The organism is Sediminibacillus massiliensis, assembly GCF_900156915.1.
In the GTDB taxonomy this organism is placed as follows: Bacteria; Bacillota; Bacilli; order Bacillales; family Amphibacillaceae; genus Sediminibacillus_A; species Sediminibacillus_A massiliensis.
Genome location: NZ_LT732535.1, coordinates 3,701,960 through 3,719,044, shown reverse-complemented (window position 1 = coordinate 3,719,044; position 17,085 = coordinate 3,701,960). Strand labels below are relative to the sequence as shown.

12 protein-coding genes are annotated in these 17,085 nt (G+C 42.5%); all 12 read right to left on the bottom strand.

The genetic code is table 11. The annotated features are described in order from the left end of the window. Window positions 1-44 precede the first annotated feature (44 nt). A complete protein-coding gene (locus tag CZ434_RS19110; protein ID WP_077624580.1) occupies window positions 45-806 on the bottom strand; it encodes a DeoR/GlpR family DNA-binding transcription regulator in 762 nt (253 codons plus the stop codon). A 201-nt stretch (window positions 807-1,007) separates the two neighbouring features. Then, window positions 1,008-3,074 carry a bifunctional aldolase/short-chain dehydrogenase gene (locus CZ434_RS19105; protein WP_077624579.1) on the bottom strand — a complete coding sequence of 689 codons (2,067 nt, stop codon included), beginning with the start codon at window positions 3,072-3,074 and terminating at the stop codon, window positions 1,008-1,010. Between the two features lie 130 nt (window positions 3,075-3,204). Beyond that, window positions 3,205-4,071 (bottom strand): rhamnulose-1-phosphate aldolase, encoded by an 867-nt coding sequence (gene rhaD / locus CZ434_RS19100; RefSeq protein ID WP_218668315.1) that lies wholly within the window; start codon window positions 4,069-4,071, stop codon window positions 3,205-3,207. A 253-nt stretch (window positions 4,072-4,324) separates the two neighbouring features. Beyond that, entirely contained in the window at window positions 4,325-5,578 is a 1,254-nt protein-coding gene (rhaA, locus tag CZ434_RS19095) for an L-rhamnose isomerase (RefSeq protein ID WP_077624578.1), read from the bottom strand. Next, window positions 5,575-6,996 (bottom strand): rhamnulokinase, encoded by a 1,422-nt coding sequence (gene rhaB, locus CZ434_RS19090; RefSeq protein WP_077624577.1) that lies wholly within the window; start codon window positions 6,994-6,996, stop codon window positions 5,575-5,577. The genes rhaA and rhaB overlap by 4 nt, the downstream gene beginning before the upstream one ends. Window positions 6,997-7,956: 960 nt before the next feature. Next, window positions 7,957-9,309 (bottom strand): MFS transporter, encoded by a 1,353-nt coding sequence (locus tag CZ434_RS19085; protein WP_077624576.1) that lies wholly within the window; start codon window positions 9,307-9,309, stop codon window positions 7,957-7,959. Between the two features lie 35 nt (window positions 9,310-9,344). After that, complete coding sequence (gene rhaM, locus CZ434_RS19080; RefSeq protein WP_077624575.1) at window positions 9,345-9,659, bottom strand: L-rhamnose mutarotase; 315 nt, start codon at window positions 9,657-9,659, stop codon at window positions 9,345-9,347. Window positions 9,660-9,866: 207 nt separating this feature from the next. Then, window positions 9,867-11,492 (bottom strand): helix-turn-helix domain-containing protein, encoded by a 1,626-nt coding sequence (locus CZ434_RS19075; protein WP_077624574.1) that lies wholly within the window; start codon window positions 11,490-11,492, stop codon window positions 9,867-9,869. After that, on the bottom strand, window positions 11,479-13,338 hold the full coding sequence (locus tag CZ434_RS19070; RefSeq protein ID WP_077624573.1) for a cache domain-containing sensor histidine kinase: 1,860 nt from the start codon (window positions 13,336-13,338) through the stop codon (window positions 11,479-11,481). Before CZ434_RS19070 ends, CZ434_RS19075 begins: the two co-directional genes overlap by 14 nt. Continuing rightward, window positions 13,322-14,356 carry an autoinducer 2 ABC transporter substrate-binding protein gene (locus CZ434_RS19065; RefSeq protein WP_077624572.1) on the bottom strand — a complete coding sequence of 345 codons (1,035 nt, stop codon included), beginning with the start codon at window positions 14,354-14,356 and terminating at the stop codon, window positions 13,322-13,324. Before CZ434_RS19065 ends, CZ434_RS19070 begins: the two co-directional genes overlap by 17 nt. Window positions 14,357-14,383: 27 nt before the next feature. After that, window positions 14,384-15,358 carry an AraC family transcriptional regulator gene (locus tag CZ434_RS19060; RefSeq protein ID WP_077624571.1) on the bottom strand — a complete coding sequence of 325 codons (975 nt, stop codon included), beginning with the start codon at window positions 15,356-15,358 and terminating at the stop codon, window positions 14,384-14,386. A 140-nt stretch (window positions 15,359-15,498) separates the two neighbouring features. Beyond that, a complete protein-coding gene (cobA, locus tag CZ434_RS19055; protein WP_077624570.1) occupies window positions 15,499-16,953 on the bottom strand; it encodes a uroporphyrinogen-III C-methyltransferase in 1,455 nt (484 codons plus the stop codon). Window positions 16,954-17,085: the final 132 nt, after the last annotated feature.

Below are 17,085 nucleotides of genomic sequence, written 5' to 3'. Positions count from 1 at the left end.
AGCCGCCATTACCAATACGGGCAGGCGGCCGCTTTCCATTCTTTTTATACTTTAATCGTTTTTAAAGACCTGTCAGCTAACTGTTGGACGATTGCAGGATCAACCTTACCATCTGTAATAATGTGGTCAATCGCTTCCAAGCCATCGAGCCATGAAAATGCCCGCACACCAAATTTGCTGTGATCAATCATAATGAAAACAGAATCCGCATTATCCATCATCTTTTTCTTGATTCGGGCTTGCTGTTCATCCGACTCACTGATGCCTTTTTCGAGATGAAGTCCTTTACAGGAGATAAATGCTTTATTGACATGGTAAGTTTCCAAAGATGATTCAGCTAGGGGGCCGACGTATGATAACGATTTGGAGAGTAATGTGCCTCCGGTGGAAATGACTGTCACTTCTTTTCTGCTGCTGAGTTCCATGGCCACTTTAATAGAATTTGTAAGCACGGTAATTGGAATATCCGGCAGAGCCTTAGCCATATACCATGCAGTCGTGCTGGCATCCAGCATGATTTTATCTCCTTCGATGACATGTTTTACCGCCTCGAGTGCAATCTCTTTCTTCTCTTTGACATTCGTTATCTCCCTTTCAGAAAAAGAAAGTTCGTTCGACTCGTCCGGAGTTAAACTTACGGCGCCTCCATGGCTTCTTGACAGCTTCTGCTCTGCCTCCAGTTTCTCCAAGTCTCTTCGGATGGTTTCCTCTGTGACCGAAAAAATACGGCTGAGCTCCGATACCCTGATACTTTTTCGTTCATTTACAAGCTCTACTATTTTTTGTTGTCTCTCTGCAACAAGCACACACTTTCCCTACCTTCATTGCCCTCTCTATTAAGACGGTTGATTTAATCCTTGATTTAATCCTTGATTTAATCCTTGATTTAATCCTCATTTTAGTCAGGAATTTACCATTTCGCAACAGGAGTGATGTTTCCCCTCCCGCATGGATTGTAAAATGAAGTTAACTCGCCGGGGACAGCCCAACGAGTTAACCAACCTTTATTACCTTGTGAAGGCAGCAGCGACACCGCCGTCTACTGTCACCATGCATCCAGTTGTCTTAGCCGATTTGGAAGACGCAAGGAAAGCAATCGATTCCGCAATGTCCTCCGGCAGAATATTCACATTCAATATAGTACGTTTGCGGTAGTGTTCTTCTAAGTCGTCTGTTCCGATTCCATAGGAAGATGCTCTTTCTTCTTTCCATTCAGAATCCCAGATTTTCGAACCACGGATAACCGCATCAGGCAGGACGGAATTAACCCGGATGCCATACTGGCCGCCATCTGCAGCCACAGTGCGTGCAAGATGGACTTCTGCAGCTTTGGCCGTGCTGTAGGCTGCAGCATTTTTACCTGCATAAATGGAATTTTTCGAGCCCACGAATACCATGTTTCCGCCGATTGCCTGGTCTTTCATCAGCTTGAACGCTTCTCTGGCAACGAGGAAATAGCCGGTAACCAGGACATTCATGTTAAGATTCCACTTATCCATCGTTGTTTCTTCAAAAGGGCTTGAACTGGCCAATCCAGCGTTATTGACGATGATGTCCAGTCCACCATACGTTAAGACAGAATCTTGAATTGCAGCAGATACTTCTTCTTCCTTGGTAACGTCCATTTTCACTGCTGTGGCACGATTTGAACCGAAACGATCATTGATCTGTCCTGCAAGTTCTTCTGCTCCCTCCAGATTGATGTCCGCTACTACGACATGTGCACCTTGAGAGACAAGTCGGTAACAAGTGGCGCTCCCGATTCCTCCGGCTCCGCCAGTTACAAATGCCACTTGACGGGAAAATTCCGCTTCTGGCGGTGCAAGGCTGAGTTTATAAAGCTCAAGCGGCCAGTATTCAATCGCAAATGACTCTTCTTCATTAAGAGATACGAAATTTCCAAGAATAGTAGATCCTCTCATCACAGAAACCGCACGATGATAAAGGGACTCGCTGACATTGGCTGCGGTCCAGTTCTTTCCGGTATTGATCATACCGAGCCCTGGAATCAATACAACACGAGGGGCTGTCTCTACCATTTGGTCGCCTTCAGATTTATTTCTTTCAAAATATGCTTCATATTCTTCCTGGAAAGACGCAATACCGGCTTTCACACTTTCTATCAAACCGTCAACATCCTTGCTGTTCGGATCCCATTCAATGAACAAAGGCGCACGTTTGGTATGCACAAGATGATCCGGACATGCGGCGCCGACTTGTGACAAGTCTCTTGCGTTTTCACTGTTTACAAAGTTCAAAACATCCTCACTATCGTCGTATGTAACCAGCATCTTTTTATTTCCGCTTACTTGGCCGCGAACAACGGGAAGTACTTTCGCAAAGATTTCTTTTCTTTCTTCAGCTGTCAAAGACTCGTATTTCTGTCCACCGAACAGTGTTTGTGCATTTGCTTTTGCTTCGATGTAGTCTTCCGCTTCCTGGATGACAGAGATTGTTTTGTCATAGCTTTCTTTTGAAGTTTCACCCCATGTCACCAACCCGTGTTTTTCCATGATTACCAATTCAGCGTTAGGATTGTTTTGAACTCCTTCAGCAATCATTTTAGATAACTTGAAACCTGGACGGATATACGGCACCCAGACGAAACGGTCACCATATATTTCTTCCGCGACAGATTTTCCATTGTCAGCACAGGCAATGCTTATTATTGCATCAGGATGTGTATGATCTACGTGTTTAAATGGTAAAAACGCATGTAGTAATGTTTCAATTGAAGATCGAGGATGCTTGGCATCGATCATACAGTGAGCTAAATAGCTGACCATATCCTCATCTGACATGTCGTCTTTTTCCAACAAGGGACGGATATCCTCCATTTTCAAACCAGTGAAGTTTTTCGCGCCCATTGACGCAAGGTCTGAACCGCTTCCCTTTACCCACATAACTTCTATTTCATTTCCCCTAAAGTCTGTTTCTATGGATTTTGTGGAAGTATTCCCGCCACCCCAGTTGGCAACAGAACGGTCTGATCCCAATAAATTGGAGCGATACACCAACTCCTCTAAACCGCTTTCATTGTTCGCTTTACTTTCATCCCATCGATTTTGTACCAAAGTTTTTTCCTCCTCTATTCTGCTTGCTTATTCTTCTGTTTCAAGCTTAACATATATTTGTTTATTTTTGAATATAAAATATATTTTTTGTTTGTTTTTGAATTTAAATAAAACAAAAAGCTCCCATCATTTAAGAGAGAGCTTTTTGTTTTAAATGAAAAAATCTGTCTGGCGGTCTTACATCAAATGCTTTCGCCAACTCGATCAGCTCCCCATCAGTGATGGTCTGTTGGATCCCGCCTTTGTGGGAGCATACCAGCATATAAATTTGCGCTGCTTTCTCTGCTGTCTCAATCAGACCAAATGCGTCATCGATGGAAGAACCTGCACCCAAAATGCCATGGTGTGGCCAAACGACCAGCTTATGTTCCTCCATTTTAGCTGCTGTTTGTTTTCCTATCAAATCAGTCCCTGGAACCATCCACGGCAGGATGGCCACTCCCTCCGGAAAGACTACCACACACTCTGTACACATTTTCCATAATGTTTTGGTAAAGCTGACCTCATCCAGAGCGTGAGTAAAGGTCATCGCAATAAGGTTTGTTGCATGGGTGTGCATGATGACCCGATGTTTGCTATCGGCATTCAAGCGGGCAATATGGCTCATGAAATGAGAAGCCAGCTCGCTTGTCGGCCTTCCGTCGCCGGCTAATCCCCATAATAGTTCTACGCTCTTTCCCTCTTCACTCACTCTTATAATACCTAAACAGTCTTCCGGATATTTACGAACATTTTTGAAATACTTTCCGGATCCAGTAACAATAAAGTATCTATTCGAAAGTTCTTGAACAGGAAATTCCAGCCCAATAGTACGAATGACGCGATCGGGATCCAAGTAAGCCAGGACTTCTTCTTCTTCCAATAATAAACTAATATTACCGCCATTGCGTTCATCCCATCCAAACCGCCACATATCATACGTTGCATCCATCATTTCCTGAACAAACGGAGCATTCAAAACTGAATGATCTCTTACCATATCCTGAAGTATCTTCATCTTATTCAACCCTCTCCCGGCTCCGGAAAGCACATTTGTAGAATTACTTTTTCCAAAAAGCCGAATGGTTTATCTTTATGTTTTGATTATACCACATAAATAATTAAAAACAACATAAACACAGATTATTATTTTTGTTTATTTTTGTTTTTAGTATAAAATTAAGATTTCGCATCATCTTGAATAGAATGCAGCAGTCCTCCCGATGCCTGCAATAAAAAAACGGACCAGCTTCTGCTGATCCGCAAATATATTATCTCTTCAATAAAACGTCTTTCTCATACTGTTTGATCTCTTCCAACCATGTTTCTTTCGCAGGCACTCCCATTTTTTCGCAATAATAATCCCAAATTGCACCGAATGGGTATGTCTTAAATTCTTCCATTAATGCCAAGCGGTCGGTGAAGTTCCCCTCTTCCTGCAACTGTTTTAAATGTTCGTTCGGTTGAAGCATCGCATATAACAACGCTTTAATCATGTTGCGTGTTCCGATGGTCCATGCAGCAACCCGGTTAATACTTGCATCAAAGAAATCTAACCCAATTCTAACTTTATCAAGGGCGCCATTCCGGACAATTTCCAAACCGATTTCTTTTAACTCATCGTCGAATATGACAACATGATCGCTATCCCAGCGTACAGGCCTCGATACATGGAGCGCCAGTTGATCGCTATACAAAAGCATTGCCGAAATTTTATTGGAGACAACTTCTGTTGGATGGTAGTGTCCTGTGTCAAGCAAGCATAATTTGTCATTCTTCAACGCGTATCCTAAGTAAAACTCATGGGAACCGACTACATATGCCTCAGAACCGATGCCGAACAGTTTGCTTTCTACAGCATCGACATTATATTTTTCATCTATTTCTACAGCAAATATCTCATCGAGTGATTCTTTCAGACGTTGTCTCGGAGTTAAACGATCACTAGGAATATCCTTGTAACCATCCGGTATCCAAATGTTTGTCAAAGCTGATGTTCCGAGTTCTTTGCCGAAATACTCCGCAATTTTCCGACTGGCAATGCAATGCCTTATCCAGTAATCACGAATGTCTTTGTCCGGATGGGCCAATGTCAAACCATCGGCCGCTTTTGGGTGAGAGAAAAGGGTCGGGTTGAAATCAAGACCCAGCCCATTCTCCTTCGCCCAGTTCACCCAGTTTTCAAAATGCTTTGGCTCCAGTTGATCTCTCTCAACTGCTTCTCCTTCTGTTTCCCCATAGATAGCATGAAGGTTTACCCGATGTTTTCCCGGTATAAGGGAAAGGGCCTTTTCTAAATCACCACGCAGTTGTTCAGGTGTTGTCGCTTTTCCTGGATAGTCTCCTGTTACGTCGATACCGCCTGATAATTCCTGCTGATCAGCCTCAAATCCGCCGATGTCATCTCCTTGCCAGCAATGAATAGAGATAGGGACGTTTTTCAATTGCTCCAAAACCTCGTCCACATTCACTCCCCATTTTTCATAATCTTGTTTGGCAGTTTCATAACGGTCTTTTATACTCATTTTACTTTTTCCTCCTTGTCAGCGGTATATATTTTCAAATCAAAAGATTGACTTACAATGTTTCTAGCCCTATGAATGTCATCAATTTTGCCTACCGAAATCAATTGAGAAATAAGATTTCCAATTGCTGTTGCCTCCACTGGCCCTGCAAATACTTTTTTATTGGTCTTGTCTGCAATCAACTGATTGAGCATCTCATTTTTGCAGCCGCCGCCAATGACATTGATTTTCGTGAATTGTTTTTCATAGATTTCTTCTATTTGGTTGATAGCATTTTGATAACTGTCTCCTAAACTATCGAAAACACACTTTGCGACTTCTCCCGGAGTTTCCGGAATCGGCTGATCAGTCTCTTGGCAGTAAAGTTGGATTGCTTCGATCATATTTTCCGGGTTCAAAAACCTGCCATCATCCACATTTACCTTGGACTTGAAATCTGAAGCTTTGTCCGCCAATTCAACAAGTTCGGGAAAACTGTATTGGTTATCGTAATTCCTCTTCACTTCCTGAATCATCCAGAGGCCCATAATGTTTTTCAGGAAACGATACCGATAATCGATTCCCCCTTCATTTGTGAAGTTATAATCAAGCGCTTTTGTCACACAGATAGGGAATCTGTTTTCAACACCGATTAACGACCAGGTCCCCGAACTAATATAAATAGTGTCGTCTACTTCGGGCACGGCTGCTACAGCAGAACCGGTATCATGTGTTGCAGGAAGCAACACCTTCATATCAAATCCGAATTCCTCTGCCAAATCTTGTTTAAGGGTGCCCAGCTCTGTGTTTGGCGGTTTTATTTCCAGAAACATATCTTTATTGATACCAAGCTGATCGAGGAGGTCTTTGTCCCATTTTTTGGTGAAAGCATTCACCAATTGTGTCGAAGTAGCATTCGTATATTCATTTACTTTTTCACCAGTCAGCAAATAATTGAAATAATCCGGCAGCATGAGGAAAGATTTTGCTTTTTCCAGTAATTCCGGATTATTCTTTTTAATAGAGTATAGTTGATAGATTGTATTGAATTTCTGGAACTGGATACCGGTTTCCAGATAGAGGCGTTCTTTACTGATAATGTTAAATACCTCTTCCATCATTCCATCGGTTCTTGGGTCCCGGTATGCAACAGCATTTGTGAGGAGTTGGTCATTTTCATCTAGTAATACAAAGTCTACAGCCCAAGTATCGATTCCGATGCTTTCCGGATCCAGCCCTTTTTCCCCGCACTTATGGATACCCATTTTTATTTCTTGAAACAAGGCATCGATATCCCAACAAAAGTGACCGTCTTTCTTGACCATTTTGTTCTCAAAACGGTGTACCTCCTCCAGCTTTAATAAGCCATCCTGCAAATATCCTGCAATCAACCTTCCGCTGGAAGCGCCAATATCTACAGCCAAACTGCATGTGCCCAATAACCCCACCCCTTCACTGAAAGCGTTTTAATAATTATATAATAAAGGAAAATAACAACGAGATAAATAACGCCATTCACCTTTTTATTGTCCTTATTTGCAAGGCCACTACTGCGAATTTACTTCCTTGCTGCCTTACGCCGAGGAACACGACTTCGAAGCTTCACTAGAAGACGCAGGCGCAACGCCCCTTTGAACCCAAACCCTCGTCCCACCGAAAACAAATTACGCCGACCCACTTTAGATGCATTGCTCAAATCCGGGTTCGCACACTATTTCTGTAAGTAAATTCAGCTTTTACGCAAAATCCATAAACTGCGACATTACTTAGTGTGGCTTCCTATCATCCTTTTCAGATTGAGTGGTGAGCCGTCGCTGCGGAAAAATACTCCCTTTCCGAGGGCAGCACCTCAGCCTCCTCTTGAGCAAAAAGCGCCCACTGCGAGGTCTTCGGAAGCTGCTCTTCCCCCAGGACTTTGAAATGACATCCATGCATTTACACCGCACGCAGAAAATCGAACTTTATTTTCAAGGAGTGTCGCATTTCTCCTCCGCTTTGGATAGATATCTGATCAAGTGATAACTAATCCTAAGTTATGTGGGGTAGAAAAATCTCTATAACTTCTCAACTGTTATCTCCTCTTACTATTACAGAATGCCGATACAAGCTGCGGTAAAATGCGAGACTCCTGCGGGAAAGGAACAGTCTGAAGACCCCACAGCTGATGGTTTTCCAGCGAGGAGGCTGAAGCGTTCCCCGCGGAAAGCGAGTATTTTACCGTAGCGCCGGGTTAGCACTCAACCTGTAAAGGATTAGAGAAAGTCTCTCTAAGGTGAATTTTCACTATGTCGCAGTTCCACTCAACTGTAAAAGTGGATGGTGGATGTAAGACCAGTTGGAATATATACTTTTTCATAAAAAAAAAGCCACCCGTATTGGGTGACTTTTATGCATTCATTCTATTTCACTTCAAATCCTTTGTTCAGTACCGCTGGCTCCTTGGCTGTTTTTTCATTATCCAGCAAGGCACCGCCATATCTTTCTGACTCAATTTGCTGCAATGTTTTACCTTGGGTATTCGGCGCAAGGGCAAGGCCGATTACAAGGTGGATTACCAGGAAGGCAATCATGACTATCCCCGCTACAGTGAAGCCAAGAGTATCCATCACAATCGGCAAGGCGAAAGACCAAACAGCTATACCCGAACGGACTATAAAGTACATGAGACCTTGAGCACTGGCGCGATAACGGGTCGGGAACAATTCACTTGTCCACAATGCATAAAATGCCTGGGCACCAATACCTGCTGCTGCCCCCCAAAGAACTACAAAGGTGATCAATGTCGGCCATGTCATTGGCATGAACGTCAAGACGATCCATGCTACAACCCCCATTACTGCACCGATTCCGAAGAGCGACCTTCTACTGACTTTATCCCCTAGTTTCATAAATAGGAAGTATGTTGTCACAACGGTAAGGAACCATAAGAAAGCTTGCAGCATGTTGGCCTGAGCCGTGCTAAGTCCACCTACATTTTCGTATATGTAAGGCATAAAATAACCCATTGCCCCGGCCGTCAAGTTCCAGAACAAGTATATCCCCAGCAACAAGATTAAAGCTTGACGGTTTGCTTTTAACGTGAATAATTCTTTTATTATATTGGGTTTGATTTTTCCTTCCGCGGCATCCTGCTTATCTTGTTGCTGCTGTTCTTCCCAAATTTTGGATTCATCAAGCCCTCTTCTGATATACCATGCAACAAAAGCAATAACCAACAGGTGGAAAAAGATCAACCTAGATCCGAACAGGCCAAGCGGTGCAACAAGAACAGCGAGCATGAAGGTGATTGCTGGACCGATAGACCAGGCTAGTTGCGCTGTTCCCACATGGGCCGCACGTTTGTGTTTTGGAGATTCTTCTGCAATGTATGTCCAGGATACAGGTACGCCGGCCCCGACGGCAAGACCTGTAATGATTGTACCAATCAAAAGCATCGGAAAGTTGACAGATGTGGCAATTAAGGCAACACCAATCATATAAACCAACAAATCATAGCTGAAGATAAATTTCCTTCCAAACTTATCCGTTAACGGACCGCCAATTAAGGCACCGATTGCTGCACCTAATGCATTAGCACTTAACGCACTCAATAAACCCACACCCATGCTGTCAATGTTCAAGTATGCCTGCCAAAGAGTCAGACTGCTTGCAGCTGCGATAATCGATCCGGCTTCGATATAATTGGCCATTGCTACCGCGACAGTTGCCTTCCAACCGGTTACGTTTTTGGCGGCAAATCTTCTTTTACCCATTCCCCTCATCCTTTCTTCTACATTGGTTTTGGTTTCTAATCCATATGAAAAACTTCTGTTAAAGTTTTTGTAACTGGACTGTTGTCTGAATGCGTTTCCATTACAGGACGCATATATTCCCACCACTTCTGGTTAACTTCTGTGGCTGCGACTTTCTCCCAAGTTTCTTCATCTTCAATCTCTACATATCCAAATAATTTACTTGATTCCTTATCTAAGAAGATTGAATAATTACTTGCCCCGTACTGGTGCAACGTCTCCACCATTTCCGGCCATATTTCCTTGTGTCTTTTTTCATACTCTTTGTGTTTATCTGGATATACAGACATGACAAACGCTTTCCTTATCACTCAAGTCCCTCCTTATCAGGCTTGTTTTCACAGTTAGATAACGCTTTCTTAATAATAAGAAAAGCGGTTTAGCGACTTGCTCTATATTGATAATGTTAAGACATTCGGAAAAAGGTTAGTAGGAGACAAACATAAGATAGGGGGGATATTATTAAGGGAATGAAAGGGATTACAAAAATAGCGGTGCCTATCCAGCACCGCCATTCGTTATATATGCTGGTGGCTTTCCCTGTACTGAGAGGGAGACTGTCCCTGCCATTGTTTAAACAAGCGACTGAAATACTTTGTGTCTTGATAGCCCAACTGACTCGCAATATCATATACTTTGTGATCTGTTGATACAAGAAGCTCTCTCGCTTTTCTCAGCCTGCATTTTGTTACATAATCCAGCACCGTTTCTCCTGTCTGTGCTTTAAAAAAGTTACTGAAGTAGGTCGGACTCATGTACACATGATCAGCGATTTTTTTGATCGTAATATTGTCGCCCAGGTGGTTGTTGATCCATTGTTTGGCACGCTGAACAGGGTCTGAATCAAGCTGCTTGAAATTGGCGATCCCCTTCTTCACTTTTAAAACCCAAAGTTTTATCCCATCTTTGAGCTGTGAAAAGTTGCCTGCATGTCTGGTAAGCTGAAGCGCTTCAGTTAGAAGTTTAGGTCCTTCCGTAAATCCTTCGAACTCCATCCAGCGGTCAATGATCCGGATATATAAGAAACTGACCATCTCTTCTATCAATGCCGGAGAATCAGCTATTTCGAGTTCATGAAAGAGCTCATTCAAAACCTGTTTCGTTTTCTCATCACTCTCTGTTTCCATAGTGGAAAGAATCTTCTGGACATATTTATAAATTCTGGGATGGATACTTTTAGTTTGAGAAACAGGGTAGTTATTTTCCTTGTCAGCGTAAAATACGTGATTGCCGCCTTGGATAATACGATGTTGTAAAACGGACATCAATCGATCTCTTATTTCTGGTATTCGCTCCACCTTATCGAATTCGGGACCAACTGCCAGTGACGCTGTGAACGGTGTTTTACGCTGAATCGTATCTTTTAATGCGGAAGCAAACACCTCCAGACCATTACCTGTGGTGATATAGTCATTGTTCTGCTTATATAAAAGCAGCCAGAAGTTTAATTTTCCGGTTCTCCACCACCAGATCTTCTCATAATTATCCACCAGCATACCTTCATACAACTGTCTGCTGTAGGTTTCCATCTTACGTTGCCAGTGTCCCCATTCCTCTGTCGGGAAATCGTTTGTCATCGTCAAAAATTGATCTATCCCTATACAAATCAATGAATAGTAGCCGTCCGGGAAATGAGCATCCCAGTCTATTGCGGGTACATCGACTTCCATGCTCCAAGTCGCTTCACTCAACAGTTGGATCTGCCTGGTATAAATCAACTGTTCAGATTTATCCTTGAGTTGTTTCTTCTCTGCCTTTTTCGATAAAATTTTCTCCTTTACCTCTTCCAGTTGTCCCCGAAACTGAACTCTGTCGACCGGTTTTAAAATATAATTAAGAGAACCTGCACGCATCGCCGTCTGCAAATAGGAGAAATCGTCATATCCGCTGATGATAATCGAAGAAAAATCGTGTGATTTCTTTAGTTGACTGATCAGGGTCAGTCCGTCCATTTCAGGCATTCGTACATCTGTAACCAGAAGGTCAAACGGCATGTCCTCTTCAGTAATTGCTCGCAGTGCTTCTTTGCCATCTGAAAAAGAACCAATTATCTCCCACTCTTCTCCGCATGCCCGGACCTGTCGTTCGATTGCCCTCCGAATCCGATTTTCATCATCGACGATAATCGTTTTAATCCTTGTCATGCTTATCTCCACGCTCCTCCAAAAAAGTAAGTTTTCTCGCTTGGTCTTTATTTATCTCCGGAATTCGGATAGTCACTTCTGTGCCTTCTCCTTCTTTACTGAAAATGCTGAGGCCATAACCGCTTCCAAACATCATCTCCAATCTGGAATGAACATTTATCAGCCCAAACCCGGAGTCACGCTTCATCATAGGATCTGCTTGTAGTTTCTTTTTAACTTTGTTTAACTCTTCTTGTTTCATTCCGGGACCATTATCCCTGACGGTAAATATTACCTGCTGTTCACCTGATTCGATTATTTGTCTGGTGACATCCACCGAAACGGAAAGGGCCTGCCGTCGCTCCATTCCATACTTGACTGCATTTTCTACCACAGGCTGCAAAATGAATTTAGGCGTAAACAGAGACTGATGTTCGACTTCATTGGTGATCTCGAAGCTAATTCTGTCTTCAAACCGGAACTGTTGCAGGGTCAGGAAGTTTTGGACGTGACGAACTTCTTCTGAAATCATCACCAATTTATCTTTATTACTTAAGGAAAAACGAAGCATTCTGCCAAGAATAGCGATCATATCTACGACTACTTCTTTATCCTCTTCCTCGATTGCTGCTCCGATCGTCTCCAGCGTATTGTACATAAAATGAGGGTTTATTTGAGATTGCAATGCGTATAACTCAGCGTTTTTCTGCCGGAGCTCGACTTGATAATTCTTCCTGATCAATTCTCGTATTTCATCAATCATCGATTGAAAACTATCGGCCAGCTCACCTACTTCATCCTTGGTTTGAATGGGGATATCCACTTCCAATTCTCCTTTCTCCACCTTTTTCATCAACCTGCTTAACAAATTGATTGGTTTGGTTACAGATCCTGCCAGGTAAATGGATATCAATGTAGTCATGAAAACAAGTATGACAAAGATAGCAAGTGTCCAATTCTTTACTACATCTGTCCTTTCCGTTAAAAACTTTAGTGGAATGCTATGGACAGTAACCCAGCCATGCTGCTCGGACTGATTGGTGCTGATCAGAGTCTCTTCCCCATTTACAACTGTCCTGAAGCTGCCATTTAAAATAGGGTATTCCTGAATTTCTTCAAAGCTGGTGCCAATCTTCTCATGGGTAGTGTGATAGATGATTTGGCCGCTTTCATCCATGACCCACATGGATGCATTCTCTTGCTCATCCAGGGTCTTGAGAATATTTTCGATAAAGGTCACCCTTACGGCTAAAATCAACGTCCCTAAACTGTCCCTGTTATCAAGGTCCTGAAGCTCTTTGACGAGTAGCAGATAAGGTGGATTTCCTTCAAACTGTAAGTCTATCTGATCAGGCAAAAACACTTCCATACTGTCGCCGAATTCATGCGCCTCTCCGTATGGAAGGGTCTGGTTGTTCAACTCGAAGCCTTCATAAGGGACCTTTGCGCTGACATATGCCCTGTTCTTCGAAAGCAGGAAAGCTCCCAAGATCGATGTATCATGTTGACCTAAATAAGTATTAGATAAAAAGTTCTCAACCGTAAACCGGTCCTCCAAAAGTTCGGATTGCTCTTTATATGGATTGGATCTTAATACACCGATTACGTCACTTGCGTTGTATATCAAGTTCGGAAGACTCTCGAGGTCGTTGATTTCGCTTTCTATATTTTGATTTGCCTGATTAAGAAGCCGGGGGATATATTCGCCGACCTCTTCCTGGATCGATTTAGTATTTTGATAATAGATAAACAATCCAATCAACGCCATGGGAATAACTGTCAGCATCATATAAGTAATAACCAGTTTCGTTCTTAACCGCAGATTCTTGAATTTCATCCAACCGCGTTTATCAGAAATCATACTCATCGATATTCTCCCTAGTAAAATCGATCGGCCTTCCCATAATGACTGTATCTCCTTCCACACGAATCACACCGATATTGGGAAAATACTGATTATCAGCCGGTTGATTACCTTCCAGCACACTCTTCGCAATACTTACAGTCAAGTACCCGAGCCGCTTAGGGCTCCAAAGTGTGACAATTTCGGTCTGGCCATCTTGAATAAAAGCACGCATAAGATTGGGGGTAGATAGTCCCACCACCTCGATGTCATCCTGCTTATCAGCATCCAGAACAGCTTGTACAGCAGCCGGCGGTCCCACAGATGACGCACCGATGATTCCATCGAGATCTTCCCTTTCATTTAATAATTCGGTGGCAGCATCATACGCTTTAGTCGGACTGTCATCTGTTTCCCTAATATCGACTAATTCCATGGCTGGATAATACTCGGCATGTTGCACTTTCATCCAGTGAATCCATTCATTTGTATTGGCAGCTTGCTTTGAATCTGTCAATATAGCAAATTCCCCTTTTTCCTCCAGCCTTGATGCAAGCGTATCCATAACATGCCTGCCAAGTACCTCGGGATCAACCATATTTATATATAGTGATCGATATACTGGAGATGTATCGGAATCCCATGTCATTACTTTTATACCTTGATTCATTGCCTCTGTTAACACAGAACCCAATTTATCAGGATCATTTGCTGATACGGCAATGGCGTCTACGTCCTTTTCTATGAAACTTTCGATAATTTCACTTTGGTGCCTCCAATCAGCTATCAACGGCCCTTTATATAGGACATTGACCCCTAAATCACTTCCAGCTTCCAGTGCCCCTTCTTCTGCAGCATTGAAATAAGGGATTCCACTCACTTTAGGTATCACGGCGATAGTATAGCTATTGGCTTGGTCCGGCTGCCGGCTCTCCGCCTCTCCTGTTTCTGCATTATAAATCACTTCATATTCAGAACGTGAACAACCTATTAAACTCAATAACAAGAAAGCGCAAACAAAAATTCGATTTCTCAACTTCATCCCCCCGAGAAAAGGCATTCCACTCTATTACTTGGTAAACTGCTCTCTGTATTTCTTCGGTGTCAGTCCATATTTATCTTTAAAAATCCGGTAAAAATAACTGACATTGTCATATCCGACCTGTTCTACAACCGTACCGATCGGAATCAGCGTGTTTTTCAACAATTCCCGAGCTTCCCGCAGGCGCTTTTCCTGTAATAAATCTTTGAACGTCTGGTTGGTCACTTTTTTGATGTTCTTACTGAGCCTGTAATGAGGCTGGTTCAACCTTTCAGCCAGTTCATATAAAGAGGCATCCTTGAAGTTTTCCTCAATATAATTCAACGACTCCACAATCAATTGATGATCGATCAGGTTATCATTCCGCTTGGCTATTTTATCCGAATGCTTGATCAACTCAATCATCAGCAGACCCATATACAGCTTGATCGTAGACTCTGATAACAAGGAAGGCGCCATGATTTCACGGATGATTTTATGGATAAGTTCCTGGATCGACTTGACATCCGCAACCGCAAAATACAAGTATTGCCCACTCTGCGAATGGTTGAACAAGCTGCTTATCAAAAAATCACCGATGTTTTTGTCCATGTTATCAGCAGTCAAATACGAAAAAATATAATCAAAAAATTGTGGCTGGATAATGAAGTTAATAACAATGTCCTCTTGTTGACAGGCTTCTATTTCATGCTCAATGTACTGATTCAGCAGCAACAACTCCCCTTGTTTCAGAGTGATGTTATCGCTTCCAACCTTTTGCGAAAGAAATCCGTTGTACACATAATTGATTTCAATGTAATCATGTTTATGCTTTGGAAAGTCTACGAATCTCGTATGCTTTCTTATATTAATCAGTTTCTCTTTGTCTAGAAACTTTTCGCTTTCAATAATGAAGTCTGCTTTATCGGTATAGATATCTTTTTTTACCTGATAATTTCTTTCCAGAATGGACTTTTCTTCTTCGGTTTCACATAGTAATTGATCAAATAAGTCCTCAGTCATGGATTACTCCCCCCATCATACCAGCAGAATCTTTCTTTTTTATTATATCATGGACATATTTCGACATGGTCTGTTGGAGAAAAATTCCTAAAAAAAGAACCTTCCCTAACAGAAGGTCCTAAACACTCCAAATAATTTCACTACTTGGTGCTCAACTTTTGAAGTTCATTAATATATGAAGCAATTGTCGGTTTTTCCGGCATAAGATCGACTTGGAAACCTTTTGATTCCAAAGTCTTTCTCGTCTTTTCACCTAAACAGGAAGTCCATTTGTCCTCCAGGAACTTTTCTGGATTCACTGTAGAATTTTCCAGTCCCTTGATTAATGTATCGACAGAAGCGCTGCTTGGAAAAAGTACGGTATCAAAAATGGTAGTATCCAAAGTCTGTAAAAAGATGGACGAATAATCTTCATCCATTTGCTTGTAGTTTGTAATAAACACATCGTAATCTTCGGAAATGCTTTTCTCACCTTTGACTACTTCTTTTACAACAAGTAGTCCTCTAACTGGTAACTCCTCTAAGCTGGAAATTGTCGCTTTGATTCCTTTATCCTCAAGAAGTTTTAGAGATTTTTCAGACTGGACGTGTATATTTGCCTGGATGCTGCGAATATCAAGTTCGCTTTGAACCAAAACTCGAAAGAAGCAGGCGGTGCTTTCCGGAGAGGAAAAGAAAACCGAGTCATAAGAGGAAAGCTTATGTAGCAGATCGGAATCGATAGAAGCCGGTGTACTTTTCCACTTTGGATAGGAAATCACCTCAGCCCCGTGCTCGATCAGCTTTTCTGCCAACTTGCTTTCTCCATTGGCGGTCCTGGCCAACAGGATTTGCCTTCCAAACAAAGGTTTCCTCTCAAACCAGTTGATTTTGCTCCGTAAATCAACTATGTCCCCTACCAAAATAATTGCTGGATTTTTAAACTCTTCGGCGGCTGCTCTTTCTGCAATTGTTGACAACGTACCTTGCAGACTTTTCTGCCGGGTATAGGTTCCCCATTGAATTAAGATAACCGGTGTATCAGGGGATTTTCCCTGATCGATTAAATTCTTGCAAATATGGGGCAAATTGGCTATCCCCATGTAAAAAGCAATCGTATCTATCCCTTTCAAACTCTCCCAATCCACAGCCGGTTGATCGCGCCCATTGTTGCCATGAGCGGACACCATCGCAAATGAATTGCCGAATTCCCTATGGGTTACAGGAATGCCAGCATAAGCAGGAGCTGCAATACCAGAAGTGATACCCGGAACAATTTCATAGTCAATACCAGCTGTTTGCAATTTTTCCGCTTCCTCACCGACACGCCCAAACACCCCGGGATCTCCACCTTTCAACCGGACAACAACCTTTCCCTCACAAGCTTTGGCCACAAGTAGGTCATTCAATTGCTCCTGCTTCATTACAGGATGTTTCGGCAGCTTGCCTCCATAAATAATTTCACAATCTTGGCGGGCATACTCCAGAAGTTTCGGATTTACCAGCCTGTCATAAACGATAACATCCGCTTTTTCGATCGCTTCTCTGCCCTTTACTGTTATCAATTTTGCATCGCCCGGACCGCCGCCAACCAAATAAACTATGCCTGTTTGCATTATGTGCCACCTTCCTACCTGTCCGAATAATCATATGATTTATCTTGGCCTTTTGCTTGTACTTTAACATTAAAGTAGAAAGTTTTCATTTCAAATCTCTCTGCCGTATTAAATTAAACCATGCAGCAATCG

Coding starts and splice junctions, on each gene's coding strand:
- rhaD (WP_218668315.1), bottom strand. CDS start 4,071: ATGAAGATACTTCAGGATATGGTAAGAGATCATTCAGTTTTGAATGCT.
- rhaA (WP_077624578.1), bottom strand. CDS start 5,578: ATGAGTATAAAAGACCGTTATGAAACTGCCAAACAAGATTATGAAAAA.
- CZ434_RS19085 (WP_077624576.1), bottom strand. CDS start 9,309: ATGGGTAAAAGAAGATTTGCCGCCAAAAACGTAACCGGTTGGAAGGCA.
- CZ434_RS19075 (WP_077624574.1), bottom strand. CDS start 11,492: ATGACAAGGATTAAAACGATTATCGTCGATGATGAAAATCGGATTCGG.
- CZ434_RS19070 (WP_077624573.1), bottom strand. CDS start 13,338: ATGAGTATGATTTCTGATAAACGCGGTTGGATGAAATTCAAGAATCTG.
- CZ434_RS19065 (WP_077624572.1), bottom strand. CDS start 14,356: ATGAAGTTGAGAAATCGAATTTTTGTTTGCGCTTTCTTGTTATTGAGT.
- CZ434_RS19060 (WP_077624571.1), bottom strand. CDS start 15,358: ATGACTGAGGACTTATTTGATCAATTACTATGTGAAACCGAAGAAGAA.
- cobA (WP_077624570.1), bottom strand. CDS start 16,953: ATGCAAACAGGCATAGTTTATTTGGTTGGCGGCGGTCCGGGCGATGCA.